16 protein-coding genes are annotated in these 20501 nt (G+C 57.0%); 6 read left to right on the top strand and 10 right to left on the bottom strand.

Annotation, left to right across the window (positions count from 1 at the left end; genetic code table 11):
• Positions 1 to 15 precede the first annotated feature (15 nt).
• The 9 genes from GY169_RS19290 to thpR all read right to left on the bottom strand — a co-directional run bounded on the left by GY169_RS19290 (position 16) and on the right by thpR (position 7653).
• Positions 16 to 756, bottom strand: coding sequence for a fimbrial chaperone (locus GY169_RS19290; RefSeq protein ID WP_167576734.1), 741 nt, complete (start codon positions 754 to 756; stop codon positions 16 to 18).
• Between the two features lie 81 nt (positions 757 to 837).
• Positions 838 to 1443, bottom strand: a complete 606-nt coding sequence (locus tag GY169_RS19285; protein WP_163448019.1) for a fimbrial protein — start codon at positions 1441 to 1443, stop codon at positions 838 to 840.
• A gap of 236 nt (positions 1444 to 1679) precedes the next feature.
• Positions 1680 to 2279 (bottom strand): fimbrial protein, encoded by a 600-nt coding sequence (locus tag GY169_RS19280; protein ID WP_167576733.1) that lies wholly within the window; start codon positions 2277 to 2279, stop codon positions 1680 to 1682.
• A gap of 589 nt (positions 2280 to 2868) precedes the next feature.
• Entirely contained in the window at positions 2869 to 3360 is a 492-nt protein-coding gene (gene folK / locus GY169_RS19275; protein WP_167576730.1) for a 2-amino-4-hydroxy-6-hydroxymethyldihydropteridine diphosphokinase, read from the bottom strand.
• Positions 3357 to 4754 (bottom strand): polynucleotide adenylyltransferase PcnB, encoded by a 1398-nt coding sequence (gene pcnB, locus GY169_RS19270; protein WP_223804103.1) that lies wholly within the window; start codon positions 4752 to 4754, stop codon positions 3357 to 3359. Before pcnB ends, folK begins: the two co-directional genes overlap by 4 nt.
• 55 nt (positions 4755 to 4809) lie before the next feature.
• Positions 4810 to 5706 carry a tRNA glutamyl-Q(34) synthetase GluQRS gene (gene gluQRS / locus GY169_RS19265; protein ID WP_167576729.1) on the bottom strand — a complete coding sequence of 299 codons (897 nt, stop codon included), beginning with the start codon at positions 5704 to 5706 and terminating at the stop codon, positions 4810 to 4812.
• A gap of 68 nt (positions 5707 to 5774) precedes the next feature.
• Positions 5775 to 6230, bottom strand: coding sequence for an RNA polymerase-binding protein DksA (dksA, locus tag GY169_RS19260; protein WP_001155227.1), 456 nt, complete (start codon positions 6228 to 6230; stop codon positions 5775 to 5777).
• Between the two features lie 156 nt (positions 6231 to 6386).
• Positions 6387 to 7109 (bottom strand): DNA/RNA nuclease SfsA, encoded by a 723-nt coding sequence (gene sfsA, locus GY169_RS19255; RefSeq protein WP_167576727.1) that lies wholly within the window; start codon positions 7107 to 7109, stop codon positions 6387 to 6389.
• A gap of 13 nt (positions 7110 to 7122) precedes the next feature.
• Positions 7123 to 7653 carry an RNA 2',3'-cyclic phosphodiesterase gene (thpR, locus tag GY169_RS19250; RefSeq protein WP_064547537.1) on the bottom strand — a complete coding sequence of 177 codons (531 nt, stop codon included), beginning with the start codon at positions 7651 to 7653 and terminating at the stop codon, positions 7123 to 7125.
• 73 nt (positions 7654 to 7726) lie between these two features.
• Here thpR and hrpB point away from each other — a divergent pair, with 73 nt between their 5' ends.
• The 6 genes from hrpB (at position 7727) to fhuB (ending at position 19011) form a co-directional block, all read left to right on the top strand.
• Positions 7727 to 10159, top strand: a complete 2433-nt coding sequence (gene hrpB / locus GY169_RS19245; RefSeq protein WP_167576726.1) for an ATP-dependent helicase HrpB — start codon at positions 7727 to 7729, stop codon at positions 10157 to 10159.
• Positions 10160 to 10321: 162 nt separating this feature from the next.
• Complete coding sequence (gene mrcB, locus GY169_RS19240; RefSeq protein WP_167576724.1) at positions 10322 to 12856, top strand: bifunctional glycosyl transferase/transpeptidase; 2535 nt, start codon at positions 10322 to 10324, stop codon at positions 12854 to 12856.
• Positions 12857 to 13082: 226 nt separating this feature from the next.
• Complete coding sequence (fhuA, locus tag GY169_RS19235) at positions 13083 to 15296, top strand: ferrichrome porin FhuA (RefSeq protein ID WP_163449495.1); 2214 nt, start codon at positions 13083 to 13085, stop codon at positions 15294 to 15296.
• A 48-nt stretch (positions 15297 to 15344) separates the two neighbouring features.
• The gene (fhuC, locus tag GY169_RS19230; protein WP_064547545.1) at positions 15345 to 16142 is read left to right on the top strand and encodes a Fe3+-hydroxamate ABC transporter ATP-binding protein FhuC; all 798 of its coding nucleotides are present in this window, start codon (positions 15345 to 15347) and stop codon (positions 16140 to 16142) included.
• A complete protein-coding gene (gene fhuD / locus GY169_RS19225) occupies positions 16142 to 17032 on the top strand; it encodes a Fe(3+)-hydroxamate ABC transporter substrate-binding protein FhuD (RefSeq protein WP_167576722.1) in 891 nt (296 codons plus the stop codon). The genes fhuC and fhuD overlap by 1 nt, the downstream gene beginning before the upstream one ends.
• A complete protein-coding gene (fhuB, locus tag GY169_RS19220) occupies positions 17029 to 19011 on the top strand; it encodes a Fe(3+)-hydroxamate ABC transporter permease FhuB (protein WP_167576720.1) in 1983 nt (660 codons plus the stop codon). The genes fhuD and fhuB overlap by 4 nt, the downstream gene beginning before the upstream one ends.
• Positions 19012 to 19169: 158 nt before the next feature.
• Here the strand turns inward: fhuB and hemL are convergent, their stop codons facing one another.
• Entirely contained in the window at positions 19170 to 20450 is a 1281-nt protein-coding gene (gene hemL / locus GY169_RS19215) for a glutamate-1-semialdehyde 2,1-aminomutase (RefSeq protein ID WP_163447253.1), read from the bottom strand.
• Between the last annotated feature and the right edge of the window lie 51 nt (positions 20451 to 20501).

The raw sequence follows: 20501 nt of genomic DNA, 5'->3' as shown, positions 1-20501 counted from the left end.
AAAACCGCAAATGAATTACAGAGAGGCGTTGCCGCTGATATCACCGCCAAAATCGCTGATTGCGTGGTATTCAAGCCTGGCTGGCGACGGCGGCGTGTTCAGCCCTTTGATGGGGAAATCGGCGCTGCTTTTCGGCGCAACCATCGTGGCCGCGACTTCATATTTTTTGCCCGCGCTTTCCAGCGCGATGGAACTGAAAGAGACAAAATAAGGCGTAGGGTTAGTGACATGAACGACAGCGCCCGTCGCGGCTTTTTTGGCCTGCCAGGTTAGCTTCTCTGGCGCTTTTGATGATGTTTCCGCCAGCCCTTCCGGGCGGTAGAACAGCTTAATGCGCGTGCGGAACGCTAACTGCAGCAGGTTCTTACCTTTGGCATCGGCTTCGCTGGGTTTGGGGGGGATTTCCAGCGCGTTAAACCAAAATACGCTTTCCCGGTCTTTGGGCAGCGCAATACTGCCGGTATAGGTAAATTTCACCGTCTGGCCGCGTTTGGCGTCAATGCGCGAAACGGGAGGCGTCACGGTAAAGGGAACCTGAATGGTGCTGGGATCTTCGTTATCTTTACCGTTATCCAGCCAGCTTTGTACCAGCAGCGGTCTTTCTCCTTTATTCTCCATACGAATAGAGGCGTCTTTCTGCGATTCTTTATAAATAATTCGGGTACCGGACAGGACAATATCGGCGCTGGCCTGCGTGCCATAGGCCATGCACAATACACAGAGTAAACAGTGGGTAAGATGACGCATCCTGGTCATATGCTCTCCTTAATATTCATGAAAGGAAATAGCCGTAGCCATTTCCTTTTTCAGGCTTATATCACGACTAACAACACGGAATTAGTTGTAGGCAATCGTGTAGGCCGCGTTGGTTTTAACAAAGCCCGCGGTGACCGGCACGACAACCGGTGTTGCGGTTGGATCGGTCTGGGCGACGTACGAAGCGACGAAGCTCCACTGTGCTTTTTTGCTGGTATCAAAGGTTTGGGTGTGGGTATCTTTACCGTCAACGGTCACCATGGTGTAGGTGCCCGTCGTCGGGTTTACTTCGTGGATAGCCACATTCACGCCCTTCGCGGCATCAGTGATACTTTCGTCGTTATTCAGCGTACCCTGGCCGTTGCTGCGGAACTGGGAGGTCATGGTCAGGTTAGCTTTTGTCTGGGTTTCAAAGCCGGCTTTGCTGCAGTCAACGCTGATGGTGAAGGCTTTCGCTTTCGCGCCAACGCTGTTGGCTTTTACCAAACCTGCACTATTCACTTCAGCAACGGAAGCGGTTTCCAGCTGGATCTGGGCATCCTGAGCGCCGTTGTTTACGCTCATCACGCAGGTGTTGTCGCTAACCAGACCGGCGAAGTCAATCTGGCCGCCATCTAATGCAAAAGCAGAAGAGGAAAGCGTTGCCGCAGAAAATGCCAGGGAGATGACAAGTAATTTTTTGTTCACAATTAAACGTCCTTTTAAATAAATCAACGGTGAGTGAAAATAAATTTTTCACCGGGTAAGCATACGTTATTCAATTTCGCTGAGTAAAATAAGCAAGGTGTATGTTTCTCTTCCATGTTATTTGTCACGATTAATTGATATTGCTATGGTGAATAACCGCGATTTCACGGGCGCTAATTGTGTCTGGTAAATAAGGAAATGGTTAACCCATTTCCTTAGTGGATAATTAATAAAAATTAATTATAGGCAATAGTATATGCCGCGTTGGTTTTAACAAAGCCAGCGGTGACCGGCACGACAACCGGAGTCGCGGCTGGATCGGTCTGGGCGACATACGAAGCGACGAAGCTCCACTGTGCTTTTTTGCTGGTATCAAAGGTTTGGGTGTGGGTATCTTTACCGTCAACGGTTACCATGGTGTAGGTGCCCGTCGTCGGGTTTACTTCGTGGATAGCCACATTCACGCCCTTCGCGGCATCAGTAATGCTGGAGTCATTGTTCAGCGTACCCTGGCCGTTGCTGCGGAACTGGGAGGTCATGGTCAGGTTAGCCGTTGTCTGAGTGTCGAAGCCGGCTTTGCTGCAGTCAACGCTGATGGTGAAGGCTTTCGCTTTCGCGCCAACGGTGTTGGCTTTTACCATACCTGCACTATTCACTTCAGCAACGGAAGCGGTTTCCAGCTGGATCTGGGCATCCTGAGCGCCATTGTTTACGCTCATCACGCAGGTGTTGTCGCTGACCAGACCGGCGAAATCAATCTGACCGCCGTCCAGGGCAAAGGCTGAGGAGGAGAGCGTTGCCATTGACAATGTGGCAGCGAGTAGCGTCTTGTTCATTCTATAATGTCCTTATATATATTAATTTAGGTTACAGGAATAACTGGTGGATAAATTATTCCTTGCGTATTTAACCGGAAAATAACCAAATTTGTAAAATTACTAGAAATTATTTCTAATCAATAAAAGATTAGTTTTGTGAATTTTATTTTTAGATTGTATTTTTATTGACCAATTTGCTTTTTGTTTGTATTTTTACTACTTATTGATTGGTGTTTAAATTAAGGGGTTACGAATGCTTTTACAAATTTAACATGCCTGATGGTGATGTTACGGCGATCAATATTGATAATTTGTAGGGGGAGAGGAGGGAATGGTAGGATGATAAATACGATTGTTTTCCCGTTCATATCACCATATGTAATGAATTATTTCTGATTAGAAAATTTAAAAAAGTTATTTAAAAAAAATAACCGATTCTTTGTTAAATATTTTATACAATGTAATAAATTTGAACCTCTGATATTAATTAATATCTCCACTAGCGATCGTATTATGCAAATAAAGTAACATCAGTGCGATAAAGGGGGAATATGGTCGGGAGCAGAGGCTGTTGTCATGTTACTCCCCACACATTGCGGGGAGTTGTCTAGCGGGCGGTGTGCCAGAGGGCTGGGCTTTCAGGATAGCGAGCCGCCAGATAGTCGCCAAGCGGGGTGTCTCCCGGGAAACGTAGCTCAGGCGCAATTTCAAACAGCGGCCACAGCATAAAGCTGCGGTTGTGCATATCGTAGTGCGGAACCGTCAGACGTTCCGTATCGATCACCGCATCGCCAAACAGCATAATATCCAGATCCAGCGTCCTCGGGCCCCAGCGTTCGGCTTTACGCACGCGGCCCTGCTGTAGCTCAATGCGCTGGGTATGAGCCAGCAACGCCTCAGGCGACAAGTCAGTATCGAGGGCCACGGCGGCGTTCAGATAATCAGGTTGGTCCTGTGGGCCTAACGGCGGCGTGCGGTAAAACGACGATACCGCCAGCAAGCGGCTTTCGGGGATGGCACCGAGCGCCTCAATGGCAGCATTCACCTGCTCCAGCGGAGAGGCGAGGTTGCTGCCGATGGCGATATAAACGACGGTCACGCGCTACCTTCACGGCGCGGTGCGCGTTTACGCGGGCGGCGATGGCGACGGCGGGTATCCGGTTCGTCGCCCAGATCGTTGAGCATCTCTTTTTGCGCCGGCGGCGCGACCACCTGGAATTCGCTCCACCATTGGGTCAGGCGTTGCAATTCGTGGTTGTTTTCGGCTTCGGCGCGCAGCGCCAGCAGGTCGTAGGCGGCGCGGAATTTAGGATGCTCCATCAGCTTCCACGCGCGTTTACCCTGACGGCGGGACATGCGCAGCTGCAGCTGCCAGATATCACGCACCAGCGTGGTAATGCGTTTTGGAATCGCCAGCGAACGGCAGGCTTCATCCAGCACGTCGTTCATCGCCAGCGCGAAAGCGTCGTAATAGGCCAGTCCGCTCTCCTGAGCGATTTTCTGCGCCATTTCCAGCAGCGGATACCAGAACATCGCGGCGAACAGGAACGCCGGGTTAACGCGCATATCGTTACGAATGCGGTTGTCGGTGTTCTTCAGCACCTGGGCGATGATGCGTTCCATCGGGCTGTCGCCGTCTTCGGTGAAGTAGCGAGTGATGGTCGGGAACAGCGGCTGGAACAGGTTGTATTCGCGCAGCAGCTTGTAGGTTTCAAAGCCGTAGCCCGCCTGTAGCAGCTTCAGCGATTCTTCAAACAGGCGCGCCGGAGGTACGTCGTGCATTAAGGTCGCCAGGCGCGGAATCGGCTCGGCGGTTTCCGGGCTGATGCGCATATCCAGTTTGGCGGCAAAGCGCACGGCGCGCAGCATACGTACCGGATCTTCACGGTAGCGGGTTTCCGGATCGCCGATCAGACGGATGACGCCGTCTGACAGATCCTGCATGCCGCCAACGTAGTCGCGTACGGTGAAGTCCGCCACGCTGTAATAAAGGCTGTTGATGGTGAAGTCGCGACGCTGGGCGTCTTCTTCAATAGAGCCGAAGATGTTGTCGCGCAGCAGCATGCCGTTTTGCCCACGCTGGGAGGTGGTGCGATCGGACTGACCATCTTCGTGGTGACCACGGAAAGTGGCAACTTCAATAATTTCCGGGCCAAACATGACGTGGGCCAGGCGGAAGCGACGACCAACCAGGCGGCAGTTGCGGAACAGCTTACGCACCTGATCGGGGGTGGCGCTGGTGGTCACGTCGAAATCTTTTGGTTTTTTGCCAAGCAGCAGGTCGCGAACGCCGCCGCCAACGAGGTAAGCCTCGTAGCCTGCTTTGTTCAAACGATAAAGAACCTTGAGGGCGTTTTCGCTGATATCTTTGCGGGAAATAGCGTGCTGCTCGCGCGGAATGACGGTCATAGCAGGTTTTGCGATGGCGTTTTCAGCCTCGCTCTCCTCACGGCTCAGCACCTTGCGGCAAAAATTAGCGACTCGGGTAAAAATGGTGCACCTCGGTAGTATCTGACTTTAGGACAAAAAAATAGCGGCTAATCATAGCTCAGCACAACGCATTTGAGAATGGCGGATTGATCTTCGCCGTCTCAGGCACCGTCGTCAGCGACCACTGAGCAACCGCATTGTGCAATAAATCCGCCGTACTGACATCCTGCCATTGCGTCGGAACCGGCTGGCCTAAAAAGCGCAGCGCCTCAATAAGTACCGGGCGTGGATCCCCAACAGGAAGAGCAGGTGCATGATTTTGCTTGGAAAGTTTAGCACCTTCTTCATTCAATGCCAGCGGCAGGTGAATATAGTCGGGCGCTGGCCAGCCAAACTGCTGGTACAGCGAGATTTGGCGGACGGTTGGCTCGATCAAATCGGCCCCGCGGACGATTTCCGTCACCCCCTGAAAATGGTCGTCGACCACCACGGCGAGATTATAAGCAAATAATCCATCACGGCGATGAATAATGAAATCTTCGCGGGCCAGGCGTTCGTCGGCCTTGATTGTGCCGCGCAGCAGGTCAGTGAATTCGGTCACCGGATGTGTCTGACGTAGACGCAGGGCGGCATTTTGCGGGCCGTTTCTGAGATCGCGACAGTGGCCGTCATAGGTACCGCCAATGCTCTGAATGCGCGCGCGCGTGCAGGTGCAGTAGTAGCACAGATCCTGGCTTTTCAGCCAAGCCAGCGCTTCACGATAGGCATCGTGGCGCTGCGACTGCCACAGCACGTCGCCGTCCCAGTGCAGGCCGTAATGTTCCAGCTGATGCAAAATGGTGGTTGCAGCACCGGGAACTTCACGAGGGGGGTCGATATCTTCAATGCGGACGCGCCAGATACCCTGCTGAGCGCGGGCCTGGAGATAGCTGCCAAGGGCGGCAATCAACGAGCCGAAATGTAGCTCACCGGAAGGAGAAGGGGCAAAGCGCCCGATATAAGGTTGTGTTGACATGTTTAGTGCAATAAAAAACAACAAGGCGGGAGAGATTCCCGCCTTGAAGATAGAGTGTTAGCGTTCTCTTAACCTGCCATCTGCTTTTCGCGGATTTCTGCCAGCGTTTTGCAGTCAATACACAGGTCAGCCGTTGGACGCGCTTCCAGACGACGAATACCAATTTCAACACCGCAGGACTCGCAGTAGCCGAAATCTTCGTCTTCGACTTTCTTCAACGTCTTCTCGATCTTTTTGATCAACTTGCGTTCACGATCGCGGTTACGCAATTCGAGGCTGAACTCTTCTTCCTGTGCGGCACGGTCTACCGGATCCGGGAAGTTTGCAGCTTCGTCCTGCATATGTGTAACGGTGCGATCGACTTCATCCCTAAGTTGATTACGCCATGCTTCAAGAATACGTCTGAAGTGCGCCAGCTGGGCTTCGTTCATATACTCTTCGCCTGGCTTCTCTTGGTACGGCTCCACCCCAGCGATGGCGAGAATACTCAGGGACGATGTTTTACGGTTTTGCCCTTCTTGCATGTTGCTTCTCCTTAACACGCACTATCGATCCCCGTGTTCGGGGGAAAAATCAGGCCGCTATAAATAGCAGATGCTTTTCCGGATGGCAATTATCTAAACGTAACACTTGACAATGCTGTGAGGAAAAGCGTATTTGCGCCGCAGCCCGAACACTTTCTATTCAACTCCACCCCGCGTTAACGCAACGGGTAACGGCGATATCAGAGTCATCTTATCGGCAGAAAGTTCCGCTTTATAAGCCAAAATTTCCACCCCCTGTTTTTGCGCTTCTTGCAACAACTGTGCGTATTTAGCATCAATATGGTGTGCTGGAGAGAAATATTCAATGGCTGAGTGCAATATTGCAAACAGCAAAACGGCACGTTCGCCGCTGGCCACAACGCCCATCAGCTCGCGCAAATGCTTCTGTCCGCGCACGGTGACGGCATCGGGAAAATAGCCGAACTCATTTTCCGCGAGTGTGACCGACTTCACTTCAATATAGCAGTTGGGGCGATCATCTGCCTGTAACATGAGGTCAATTCGACTATTTTCCTCACCATATTTCACTTCGCTTTTCAGGGTGTTGTAGCCAGTAAGTTCGGGAATACAGCCTGTCAGAATCGCGTCTTTGGCCAGGGTATTTGCGCGTAACGTGTTCACACAAATAAAATCCCCGTTTTGCGTCTGGGTTAATTCCCATGTGTGGGGATATTTACGCTTAGTATTTTCTGATGTGGAATACCACACGGTGTCCCCTGGCGTTGCGCAGCCGGTCATTGCGCCGGTGTTAGGGCAGTGCAGGGTAAAGGTTTCGCCTTCTGGCGTAATGACATCGGCGAGAAAACGTTTGTAACGCTTGATAAGCGTCGCGGACTGAAGCGCGGGGATAAACTGCATCGGGTTTCCTTCGTTATTCGCTGAGCGTCCAGCGCTGCAATGAGGTATATCGCGTACGACCGCCGGTGAAGCGCGATTCGTACAGCGCAAACTCGGTGACCGGGATTTCCCAGTGAAAACCGGGCGCGGGAATCGGCACTGCCTGTCCGGCGTTGCGCAGTAGCGTGAGATGCGGGTGGAACGGCTGTGGGCTTTGATAACAGCCGCTGCGTGCGGCCTGGGCGCGCAGCATGTTGGCCAACTGAAGCAGACCGCGCGGCGGCTGGCGCGTGCCAAGCCAGACCACGCGCGAGCGCAGCCATTGGCCTGCGTCGTCAAGATGTAGCGTAAAGCCTGGCTGACGGATGCGCCCCGCCATGGCCGCCAGCGCGCGCTGTTTTTCCGCACTGACTTCGCCCAGAAAAGCCAGCGTCAGATGCATATTGGCTGCCGCCACCGGCACGCCCGCATCGGCGGGAAAATGATCCGCGCGCCATTGCACCAGTTGCTTCTGGATTTTCGGCGGAATCGCAATGGCGAAAAACAGTCTTTTTGACTCAGACATGGTGGGGACTCGGTTATGAATTGAGGCGATGCTACAATGTCCGCCGTTTAATGTTAACCCTCTGGAGCCATTCGTGTCCCTGTTGCCGGTCGCAAGCGTCCTTCCTGAACTTCTCCACGCCTTACGGCAAGCCCCGCAGGTGCTGCTGAACGCGCCGACGGGCGCGGGTAAATCCACCTGGCTGCCGCTGCAAATTTTGCGCGAGGGCGGAATCGATGGTCGCATCCTGCTGCTGGAGCCGCGCAGGCTAGCGGCGCGTAACGTCGCCCAGCGTCTGGCGGAGCTCCTCGGCGAGAAGCCGGGCGAGACGGTGGGCTACCGGATGCGCGCAGAGACCTGCGTGGGGCCAAATACCCGCTTAGAAGTGGTGACCGAAGGGATCCTCACCCGCATGATCCAGCACGATCCCGAACTTACGGGCGTGGGGCTGGTGATCCTCGATGAGTTCCACGAACGCAGTTTACAGGCGGATCTGGCGCTGGCGCTGCTGCTTGATGTTCAGCAGGGGCTACGCGACGATCTCAAGCTGCTGATCATGTCGGCCACGCTGGATAACGAGCGCCTGCAGCGCCTGCTGCCGGACGCGCCTACAGTGGTTTCCGAAGGGCGCGCTTACCCCGTCGAACGCCGCTATCAATCATTGCCCGCGCATCAGCGTTTTGATGAGGCCGTGGCGATCGCGACGGCCGAGCTTCTGCGTCATGAGCACGGCTCGCTGCTGCTGTTCTTACCCGGCGTCGGTGAAATTCAGCGAGTGCAGAATCACCTTGCTGAACGCGTGGCCGATGATGTGCTGCTGTGCCCTTTATACGGCGCGTTGCCGCTGAGCGAACAGCGGCAGGCCATTCTGCCCGCGCCAGCCGGCAAGCGTAAGGTGGTGCTGGCGACCAATATTGCCGAAACCAGTTTGACCATTGAAGGCATTCGTCTGGTGGTGGACAGCGCCCAGGAGCGGGTGGCGCGTTTTGACGTGCGCACCGGGTTAACGCGTCTGCTCACTCAGCGTGTCAGCCAGGCCTCGATGACCCAGCGCGCGGGGCGTGCCGGACGTCTGGAGCCGGGCGTGTGCGTGCATCTGCTGGCGAAGGAACAGGCCGAGCGCGCGGCGGCGCAGAGCGACGCGGAGATTTTACAAAGCGATCTCTCCTCGCTGCTGCTGGATCTGATGCAGTGGGGCTGTGCCGACCCATCGCAACTGAGCTGGCTCGATCAGCCGCCCGCGGTGAACCTGGCGGCGGCCCGTCGGCTGCTGACGCAGCTTCAGGCGCTGGAGGGCGAACGCCTGACGGTGAAAGGGCAAAAGATGGCGGCGCTTGGCATCGATCCGCGTCTGGCGGCGATGCTGCTGGCGGCGCAGAGCGACGACGAGGTGGCGACGGCGGCCCGGTTGGCGGCCATCCTTGAAGAACCGCCGCGCGGCGGCAATAGCGACCTGCTGCAGGCGTTTTCCCGCGCTCATGGGCCATGGCAGCAGCGTAGCCAGCAGCTTTGCAAGCGATTGAACCGTCGCGCCGGGCAGCCGGATGTGGACGCCATTGCGCCGCTGCTGGCGCAGGGGTTCCCTGACCGTATTGCCCGCCGCCGCGGCCAGGAAGGCCGCTATCAGCTGGCGAATGGCATGGGGGCAATGCTGGATGCTGACGATGCGTTAGGCCGTCACGAGTGGTTGATTGCGCCGCTACTGTTGCAGGGCAGCGCCTCGCCGGACGCGCGTATTTTGCAGGCCTGCGCGGTGGATATCGACGCGCTGGTCAGCCGCTGCCCGCCGCTGCTTCAACAATCCGACACCATTGAGTGGGATGATGTGCAGGGCACGCTGAAAGCGCTGCGGCGTAGTCAAATTGGCCAACTGACGTTGAGTGTACGCCCGTTGGCCAAGCCGTCCGAAAGTGAATTGCATCAGGCGATGCTCACGGGTATTCGCGAGAAAGGATTAAGCGTGTTGAACTGGACGAACGAAGCGGAACAGCTACGCTTGCGGTTACAATGCGCGGCGCAGTGGCTGCCGGAAGAGGCATGGCCCGCGGTGGATGACGCGTCGCTGCTGGCGGAACTGGAGAGTTGGCTGTTGCCGCAGATGAGCGGCATACATTCGCTGCGTGGCCTGAAATCGCTGGATATTCACCAGGCGCTACTCGACTGGTTGCCGTGGTCATTACGACAACGTCTGGTGAGTTCGCTGCCAACTCATTACACTGTGCCCACGGGAAGCCGTATTGCGATTCGCTACCACGAAGATAATCCGCCTGCGCTTGCCGTACGTATGCAGGAGATGTTTGGCGAAGCCAGTACGCCGACTATCGCCGAGGGGCGCGTAGCGCTGGTGCTGGAGCTGCTGTCACCGGCGCAGCGGCCGCTGCAAATTACGCGCGATTTAAGCGCGTTCTGGCAGGGGGCGTACCGCGAGGTGCAAAAAGAGATGAAAGGGCGTTATCCGAAACACGTCTGGCCGGACGATCCGGCGAATACCGCGCCAACGCGGCGGACGAAGAAGTATTCTGCCTGATAGCGCTACGCTTATCAGGCCTACGGTTAAGCGAGTAGGCCGGATAAGGCGAAGCCGCCATCCGGCATAAACACAGCGTAAAATTGAGAGATATCTTCTTCTGTCCTGTGACAGAAGAATTGAGAATCAGGCCTTTATGCCTGAATGTTGCGGAGAAAAAGCATGGCGGGGAATGACCGCGAGCCGATTGGACGGAAGGGCAAGCCTGCACGTCCGGCAAAACAAAAGGTAAGCCGTCGACAGCTCAGAGATGATGAGTATGACGACGATTATGATGATGATGGCTACGACGACGAAAAACCACGTGCGCGTAAAGGCGGCAAGGGGAAAAAACCGCGCGGCAAACGCCGTTGGTTCTGGTTCCTGGTCAAACTGGGGATCGTCTTCGCGGTACTGATTGCTATCTATGGCGTCTATCTGGATCAAAAAATCCGTAGCCGCATTGACGGTAAAGTCTGGCAGCTGCCGGCGGCGGTGTATGGCCGCATGGTTAGCCTCGAGCCGGATATGGCCATCAGCAAGAACGAGATGATTCAACTGCTGACGGCGACCCAGTATCGTCAGGTGACGGCGATGACGCGCCCGGGTGAATTCACCGTGCAGGCCAACAGCATCGAGATGATCCGTCGTCCGTTCGATTTCCCGGACAGCAAAGAGGGGCAGGTGCGCGCGCGTCTGACCTTCGACGGCGCGCGTCTCGATAGCATCGAAAACATGGATAACAATCGTCAGTTCGGTTATTTCCGACTCGATCCGCGGTTGATTACCATGATGTCCTCGCCGAACGGCGAACAGCGTCTGTTTGTGCCGCGCAGCGGCTTCCCGGACTTGTTGATCGATACCTTGATTGCGACCGAGGACCGCCACTTCTACGAGCATGATGGCATCAGCTTCTACTCCATGGGCCGTGCGGTGCTGGCGAACCTGACTGCCGGGCGGACGGTGCAGGGGGCGAGTACGCTGACCCAGCAGCTGGTGAAGAACCTGTTCCTTTCCAGCGAGCGTTCCTACTGGCGTAAGGCCAACGAAGCCTACATGGCGCTGATTATGGACGCCCGCTACAGCAAAGACCGCATTCTTGAGCTGTATATGAACGAGGTGTACCTCGGTCAGAGCGGTGACAACGAAATTCGCGGCTTCCCGCTGGCGAGCCTCTACTACTTTGGCCGTCCGGTGGAAGAGCTGAGCCTTGACCAGCAGGCGCTGCTGGTGGGCATGGTAAAAGGGGCGTCGATTTATAACCCGTGGCGTAACCCGAAACTGGCGCTGGAACGTCGTAACCTGGTGCTGCGTCTGCTGCAGCAGCAGAACGTGATCGACCAGGAGCTGTATGACATGCTGAGCGCGCGTCCGCTGGGCGTGCAGCCGCGCGGCGGGGTGATTTCACCACAGCCGGCGTTTATGCAGATGGTGCGTCAGGAGCTGCAGGCGAAGCTGGGCGATAAGGTCAAAGATCTCTCCGGCGTGAAGATTTTCACCACCTTTGACTCCGTGGCGCAGGATGCGGCTGAAAAAGCGGCCACTGAAGGCATCCCGGCGCTGAAGAAGCAGCGTAAGCTGAGCGATCTGGAAACCGCGATGGTGGTCGTTGACCGCTTCAGCGGTGAAGTGCGTGCGATGGTCGGCGGCGCAGAGCCGCAGTTTGCGGGCTACAACCGCGCCATGCAGGCGCGTCGCTCTATTGGTTCTCTGGCGAAACCGGCAACCTACCTGACCGCGCTGAGCCAGCCGAATCAGTATCGACTGAACACCTGGATCGCCGATGCGCCGATTTCGCTGCGTCAGCCGAATGGCCAGGTGTGGTCGCCGCAGAACGATGACCGCCGCTACAGCGGTCAGGTAATGCTGGTGGATGCGCTGACGCGTTCAATGAACGTGCCGACGGTTAACCTCGGTATGGCGCTGGGCCTGCCCGCCGTCACCGATACCTGGCTGAAGCTGGGCGTGCCGAAAGACCAGCTCAACGCCGTACCGGCGATGCTGCTTGGTGCACTGAACCTGACGCCGATTGAAGTGGCGCAGGCATTCCAGACCATTGCCAGCGGCGGTAACCGCGCGACTCTGTCGGCGCTGCGTTCGGTGATTGCGGAAGACGGTACTGTGCTGTACCAGAGCTTCCCGCAGGCCGAGCGTGCGGTGCCGGCACAGGCGGCGTACATGACGCTGTGGACCATGCAGCAGGTGGTTCAACGCGGTACCGGTCGTCAGCTGGGCGCGAAATACCCGAACCTGCATCTGGCAGGGAAAACCGGGACCACCAACAACAACGTCGATACCTGGTTTGCTGGTATCGATGGCCGTGAAGTGGTGATCACCTGGGTAGGTCGCGATAATAACCAGCCGACCAAGCTGTACGGCGCGAGTGGTGCGATGTCTATCTATCAGCGTTACCTGGCAAGCGAGTCGCCGATTGCGCTGGATCTGACGCCGCCAGAAGACGTGGTCAATATGGGCGTGGATGAAGGCGGTAACTTTATCTGCGGCGGTGGCGGCATGCGTATGCTGCCGGTCTGGACGACCGACCCGGATGCGCTGTGCCAGCAAAGCCAGCAGCAGATAGAGCAGCAGCAGTCGACGAACCCGTTTGACTCGTCCTCTTCACAGCCGCAGCAGCAACAACAGCAGCAGCCGCAGCAAGAGAAGAAAGAGAGCGACGGCGTAGCCGGCTGGATCAAGGATATGTTCGGCGGGAATTAATCGCGTAATGCACCCACTAAAAGGCCTCTGTCTCTGACAGAGGCCTTTTTATATCCAGGTTTTTTCTTTTTTTTAACCTCATTATTTCATCTGTTTGTTTCTTAACCCCTTAGTTTTTGTAGGGGCGCGTATTGCTTGCTATCGACGCAATTTTTCGCCTATCATGCTGCTCGTTATAATAATAATTCTCGTTTACGTTATCATTCACTTCATCAGAGAAATACCCATGGCACGTCTTAAAACTGCTCAGCCAACCCACTCGCTGCGTAAACTCGCGGTTGTAGTAGCCACAGCGGTTAGCGGCATGTCTGTTTACGCGCAGGCAGCAGAACAACCGAAAGAAGAAACCATTACCGTTACCGCCGCTCCGGCTTCGCAAGAGAGCGCGTGGGGTCCGGCACCAACGATCGCGGCAAAACGTTCCGCGACGGCGACTAAGACGGATACCCCGATTGAGAAGACGCCGCAGTCTGTTTCGGTCATTACCCGTCAGGAAATGGACATGCGCCAGCCGACAACCGTCAAAGATGCGATGGCCTATACGCCGAGCGTCTTTTCTACGCGCGGTAGTTCCTCAACCTATGATGTGGTTTCAATTCGTGGTTTCACCGCACCGACAACCGTGAATACCAACCAGTACCTGGATGGTATGAAACTGCAGGGGAATAACTACTCTGAAGTTTCTATGGACCCGTATTTCCTGGAACGCGTTGAAGTGATGCGTGGACCAACCTCCGTGCTGTACGGCAACAGCAATCCGGGCGGCGTCGTGAGCATGGTCAGTAAGCGTCCGACTACCGAACCGCTGCGCGAAATTCAGTTCAAGATGGGCACGGATAACCTCTGGCAGACTGGCTTTGACTTCAGCGATGCGATTGATGATGCAGGCGTGTGGTCCTACCGTCTGACCGGCTTAGGCCGCAGCCAGGATGCTCAGCAGGATATGGCGAAATCGAGCCGCTATGCCGTGGCGCCGTCTTTCAGCTGGCGTCCGGATGACAAAACTAACTTTACCTTCCTGAGCAACTTCCAGAGCGATCCCGATGCCGGCTACTACGGCTGGTTGCCGCGTGAAGGCACCGTGGTTCCTTACATTGATGCCAACGGTAACGCGCACAAGCTGCCGACCGATTTCAACGAAGGTGAAAAAGATAACAAGATGCAGCGTCGCCAGCAGATGGTGGGCTACAACTTCTCTCACGAATTTAACGACACCTTCACCGTGCGTCAGAACCTGCGCTACGACCAGGTGAAAACGCTGTACCGCTCGGTATATGGTTACGGCTATATTGCGCCGGGCCAGATCAACCGTCAGTACGTGCGTTCTGACGAGGATCTGAATGGCTTCACCGTTGATACCCAACTGCAATCTAAATTTGCGACCGGTGAAGTCGATCATACGCTGCTGACCGGCGTTGATTATTCTCGCATGCGCAATGATGTTGACGCGCTGTATGGTTCTGCCGACGCACTGGATATGAATAATCCGCAGTACGGTAACCCAAATATCGATGTCAGCGGTCCTTACGCAAAGTACCAGGTTCTGAACCGTATGGAGCAAACTGGCCTGTATGCACAGGATCAGATGGAGTGGGACAAGTGGGTACTGACGCTGGGCGGCCGCTATGATTACGCGAAAACGTCAACGCTGACCCGCAGCACGGGTACAGAAGCGATGAACCACGACCAGCAGTTCACCTGGCGTGGCGGGATTAACTACCTGTTCGACAATGGTATTTCCCCGTACTTTAGCTACAGCGAATCTTTCGAACCGACTTCCGGTTCAACAAAAGAAGGGAAGCCGTTCGATCCGTCTCGCGGCAAGCAGTATGAAGCTGGCGTGAAGTATGTACCGAAAGATATGCCGGTGGTGCTGACCGCAGCGGTGTATCAGCTGACTAAGAACAAAAATTTGACCTCCGATCCGAACGATCCGACAGGTCTGTACAGCGTACAGACCGGGGAAATCCGTTCTCGCGGTATCGAGCTGGAAGCGAAAGCGGCGGTTAACGAAAACATCAATGTAACGGCTGCCTATAGCTACAATGACGCAGAGTACACTGAAGACACGATCTTCAAAGGTAAGCGTCCGGCAGAAGTTCCGCGTAACCAGGCTTCCCTGTGGACGGATTACACCTTCTACGACACGGCGCTGAGCGGTCTGACCTTCGGTGCGGGCGTGCGTTACACCGGCTCCACCGTGAGCTACTACAAAAACGTTGCCGCGAAGAAAAATGAAGCGTTTAGCGTAGCGGGTTACGCGATTGCCGATGCAATGGTGAAATATGACCTGGGTCGCTTCGGCTTACCGGGATCATCTGTTGCCGTTAACGTCAATAACCTGTTCGACCGTGATTACGTCTCCAGCTGCTACAGCGAATACGCATGCTACTGGGGCGCAGAACGTCAGGTTGTTGCGACCGCAACGTTCCGTTTCTAACCACCTCCAGGGCGCGGATTTTCCGCGCCCTTTAACATGTTGACGGTTATGCAGGACAACACAACTCATTCAGATACGACCTTTTCTCTCGAACAGGTCGTTTTTCGCGTTCCGGGCCGTACGCTGCTTCATCCTCTCTCTTTAACCTTTCCTGCGGGCAAAGTGACCGGGCTCATCGGCCACAACGGCTCGGGCAAATCGACCCTGTTGAAAATGTTGGGCCGCCATCAGCCGCCGTCGGAAGGGGAGATCCTGCTTGACGGTCAGCCGCTCGAAAGCTGGAACAGCAAAGCGTTTGCCCGCAAGGTCGCCTATCTGCCGCAGCAACTGCCGCCCGCAGAAGGGATGACGGTGCGCGAACTGGTGGCGATTGGCCGCTACCCATGGCACGGTGCGCTAGGTCGTTTTGGCGTTGCCGACCGTGAAAAGGTGGATGAGGCGATTGCGCTGGTGGGGCTGAAGCCGCTGGCCCAGCGCCTGGTTGACAGCCTGTCCGGCGGTGAGCGTCAGCGTGCATGGATCGCCATGCTGGTGGCGCAGGATAGTCGTTGCTTGCTGCTTGATGAACCGACGTCCGCGCTGGACATCGCGCATCAGGTCGATGTGCTGGCGTTAGTACATCGCCTCAGCCAGCAGCGCGGCCTGACCGTCGTAGCGGTGCTGCACGATATCAATATGGCGGCGCGTTACTGCGACTATCTGGTGGCCCTGCGCGGCGGCGAAATGATTGCCCAGGGGACGCCGGATGAACTGATGCGCAGCGACACGCTGGAACGTATTTATGGTATCCCGATGGGGATCCTGCCACACCCGGCCGGTGCTGCACCGGTAAGTTTTGTCTATTGATGGCTGACGTAAACCTGATTAGCCGCCGTCGGTTACTGACGGCGATGGCGCTGTCGCCGCTGTTGTGGCGGATGCAAACGGCGCAGGCCGCGCCGATGAATAACGAGCGCATTGTGGCGCTCGAATGGTTACCCGTTGAGCTGATGCTGGCGCTGGGCGTCACGCCTTACGGCGTCGCGGATATTCCCAACTACCGTATGTGGGTCAACGAACCGGTGCTGCCGGATTCGGTGATTGACGTTGGCTTGCGCACGGAGCCCAATCTGGAGCTACTGACGCAAATGAAGCCGTCGATGCTGGTATGGTCGGCAGGCTATGGCCCTTCGCCGGAGGTGCTGGCGCGCATCGCGCCGGGGCGTGGCTTCGCGTTCAGCGACGGGAAACAGCCGCTGGCGCAGGCGCGACGCTCGCTGATGGAAATGGCTGACCTGCTGGGCAAGCAAGCAGTCGCACATCGCCATCTGGCGGAATTTGATGCCTTTATCGATGGACTGAAGCCGCGTTTCCGTCAGCGTGGGGAGCGCCCCCTGCTGATGATGTCACTGCTCGATTCGCGTCATGTGCTGGTGTTCGGCCCGAACTGCCTGTTCCAGGAAGTTCTCGACCGTCTGGGGGTTAAAAACGCCTGGCAGGGTGAAACCAACTTCTGGGGCAGCACGGTCGTGGGGATTGACCGGCTGGCGGCCTATAAAGACGTCGATGTGATTTGTTTCGACCACGGTAACGCTGCGGAAATGCGCAGCTTGTCGGCCACGCCGTTATGGCAGGCGATGCCATTCGTACGCGCTGGCCGCATGCAGGTTGTACCGGCGGTCTGGTTCTATGGCGCCACGCTATCGGCGATGAATTTCGCCCGTATCCTGGATAATTCGTTGGGAGGCAATGCGTGAAAACGACCTTCTCTCCCTTTGCTGCACTGTTGCTGGGGCTGCTGTTTATTGCTGCGTTGGCGCTGACCTGGTTTAACTTCAGCACCGCGCTGCCGGGTTCGCTCTGGTTGCAGGCGATGCGTCAGCCGAATATCGACGCCATTGACCAGATGATTTTCCACTACAGCCTGCTGCCGCGCCTGGCGATTGCGCTGCTGGTTGGGGCTGGGCTGGGGCTGGTCGGCGTGCTGTTCCAACAGGTTTTGCGTAACCCACTGGCAGAACCGACGACGCTTGGCGTGGCCACTGGTGCGCAGCTCGGTATGACCATCACCACTCTGTGGGCGATACCGGGGGTGCTGGCTACGCAATTTGCCGCGCTGGCGGGGGCCTGCATCGTCGGGGCGCTGGTGTTTGGCGTCGCGTGGGGTAAACGGCTTTCGCCGGTCACGCTGATTCTCGCCGGTCTGGTGGTGAGCCTCTACTGTGGCGCCATCAACCAACTGATGGTGATTTTCCACCATGACCAGCTGCAAAGTATGTTCCTGTGGAGCACCGGCACGCTGACGCAGACCGACTGGAGCGTGGTGCAGCGTTTGTGGCCGCAACTGTTGGGCGGCGTGATGCTGACGTTGCTGCTGCTGCGCCCGTTGACGCTGATGGGGCTGGATGACGGCGTGGCCCGTAACCTCGGGCTGGCGCTGTCGCTGGCTCGTCTGGGGGCGCTAACGCTGGCGATCGTCATCAGCGCCTTACTGGTTAACGCGGTGGGGATTATTGGTTTTATCGGCCTGTTTGCGCCGCTGCTGGCGAAAATGCTGGGGGCGCGGCGTTTGCTCTCCCGACTGCTGTTGGCGCCGTTGATTGGCGCGTTGATCCTGTGGCTCTCCGATCAACTGATTCTGTGGCTGTCGCGAGTCTGGATGGAGGTCTCTACCGGCTCCGTCACCGCGCTGATTGGCGCGCCGTTGCTGCTGTGGCTGCTACCGCGTTTGCGCAGCATGAGCGCGCCTGCAATGAACGCCAGCGACAGCGTTGCCCGCGAACGGCAGAACGTTGCGTGGTTTGCGCTGGGCGGGTTAGCCATTCTGTTGATTGCCGTCTTTGCAGCGTTGTCGCTGGGGCGTGACGCTTACGGCTGGCACTGGGCCAGCGGTTCGCTGTTGGATCAACTGCTCCAGTGGCGCTGGCCGCGTATCGCCTCCGCGCTGATCGCCGGGATGATGCTGGCGGTCGCGGGCTGCATTATTCAGCGTCTGACCGGCAACCCGATGGCCAGCCCGGAAGTGCTGGGAATTAGCTCCGGTGCGGCGTTCGGCGTGGTGCTGATGCTGTTTATCGTGCCGGGCAACGCCTTTGGCTGGCTGCTGCCTGCCGGGAGTGTCGGCGCAGCGGTCACGCTGCTGATTATCCTGATTGCAGCCGGGCGCGGCGGCTTCTCGCCGCACCGCATGCTGCTGGCGGGGATGGCGTTGAGCACCGCATTCACCATGTTGCTGATGATGCTACAGGCCAGCGGCGACCCGCGTATGGCGCAGATTTTGACGTGGATTTCCGGCTCGACCTACAACGCTACCGGCAAGCAGGTGATGCAGTCGGCGGCCGCGATGGTGGTTCTACTGCTGCTGGTGCCGCTGTGCCGTCGCTGGCTCACCATTCTGCCGCTGGGCGGTGAAACGGCGCGGTCGATCGGTATGGCGCTGGCGCCGACCCGCATTGCGCTGCTGCTGTTGGCGGCGAGCCTGACGGCGGCGGCGACGCTAACCATCGGGCCGTTGAGCTTTGTCGGTTTGATGGCGCCGCATATCGCGCGGATGATGGGGTTCCGGCGGACGATGCCGCATATGGTGATTTCCGCCCTGGTTGGCGGCCTGCTGCTGGTGTTTGCGGATTGGTGCGGACGAATGCTGATGTTTCCGTATCAGGTGCCCGCGGGGCTGCTGTCGACCTTTATCGGCGCGCCGTACTTTATCTATCTGCTGAGGAAGCAGAGCCGCTAGATGAAAGGGTAAGGGAACGTCCCCCCTCACCCCGACCCTCTCCCCAAAGGGGCGAGGGGGAAAAGCGAGCTGGTGCCGTAGGTGAAGGCTGTTCCGAACGGTTCCCTCTCCCCGGTGGGGAGAGGGCTAGGGTGAGGGGGGAACTGCGCGTATATCCCTTACAGCTGTGCAAACACCCGACGCGCCGCGTCGATGGTGTTATCAATATCTTCTTCGCTGTGGGCAACCGACATAAAGCCCGCCTCAAAGGCCGACGGCGCCAGATATACGCCTTCTTCCAGCATCAGATGGAAGAAGCGCTTGAAGCGCTCAACGTCGCACTTCAGCACATCCTGATAGCAGGTGACTTCTTTGGCATCGGTGAAGAAAATACCGAACATGCCGCCCACGTTGTTGACGACCAGCGGGATACCAGCGTCTTGTGCGGCATCCAGCAAGCCTTGCGCCAGCTGGTTGGTCAGCTCGGTCAGCGTCTCGTGGACGCCCGGCTGCGCCACTTCGGTCAGGCAAGCGTAACCCGCTGCCATCGCAATCGGGTTACCGGAGAGCGTACCCGCCTGGTAAACCGGGCCGGTAGGTGCCAGCGCGTCCATCACGTCACGACGGCCGCCGAACGCCCCTACCGGCATCCCGCCGCCGATGATTTTGCCCAGACAGGTCAGGTCCGGCACCACGTCGTAGTAGGACTGTGCACCCGCCAGCGCCACGCGGAAGCCGGTCATTACTTCATCGATAATCAGCAGCGCGCCAAACTCGTCGCACAGGGCGCGCAGGCCCGGCAGGAACTCTGGCTGTGGCGGAATGCAGTTCATGTTGCCGGCGACCGGTTCAACGATAATGCAGGCGATCTCCTGCGGATACTGCTCGAACGCCGCGCGCACGGACGCCAGATCGTTATAGGTGCAGGTGAGGGTATGTTTGGCGAAGTCTGCCGGGACACCCGGTGAATTTGGCTGGCCGAGGGTTAGCGCGCCGGACCCGGCTTTCACCAGCAGGCAGTCGGCATGGCCATGGTAGCAGCCTTCAAACTTGATGATTTTGTCGCGGCCCGTGAAGCCGCGGGCCAGGCGAATGGCGCTCATGGTGGCTTCGGTACCGGAGTTGACCATACGGACCATGTCCATGGTAGGCACCAGTTCGGTCACCAGCTTCGCCATAGTCACTTCCATTTCGGTCGGCGCGCCGAAGCTCAGGCCGCGCTCGGCCGCTTCAATGACCGCGTTGCGGATAGCCGGATGGTTATGTCCCAGCACCATTGGCCCCCAGGAGCCGACGTAATCGATATAGGCTTTACCGTCGACGTCGTACAGGTAGGCGCCATCTGCGCGTTCAATAAACAGCGGCGTACCGCCAACGCCGGTGAAGGCGCGTACCGGCGAGTTAACGCCGCCGGGGATAAGTTCACGCGCTGCGCTATAGAGGTTTTCAGATTTGCTCATTGCCAGGATCCTGGTTCGTGAAAAATGTTTTGTCCGCTATTCTAAATTATT

The sequence above is a fragment of the Kluyvera genomosp. 3 genome, from assembly GCF_011765685.1.
Lineage (GTDB): Bacteria > Pseudomonadota > Gammaproteobacteria > Enterobacterales > Enterobacteriaceae > Kluyvera > Kluyvera georgiana_A.
The sequence above is the reverse complement of the archived record's forward strand: the minus strand, read 5'-3'. Positions and strand labels throughout refer to the sequence as shown.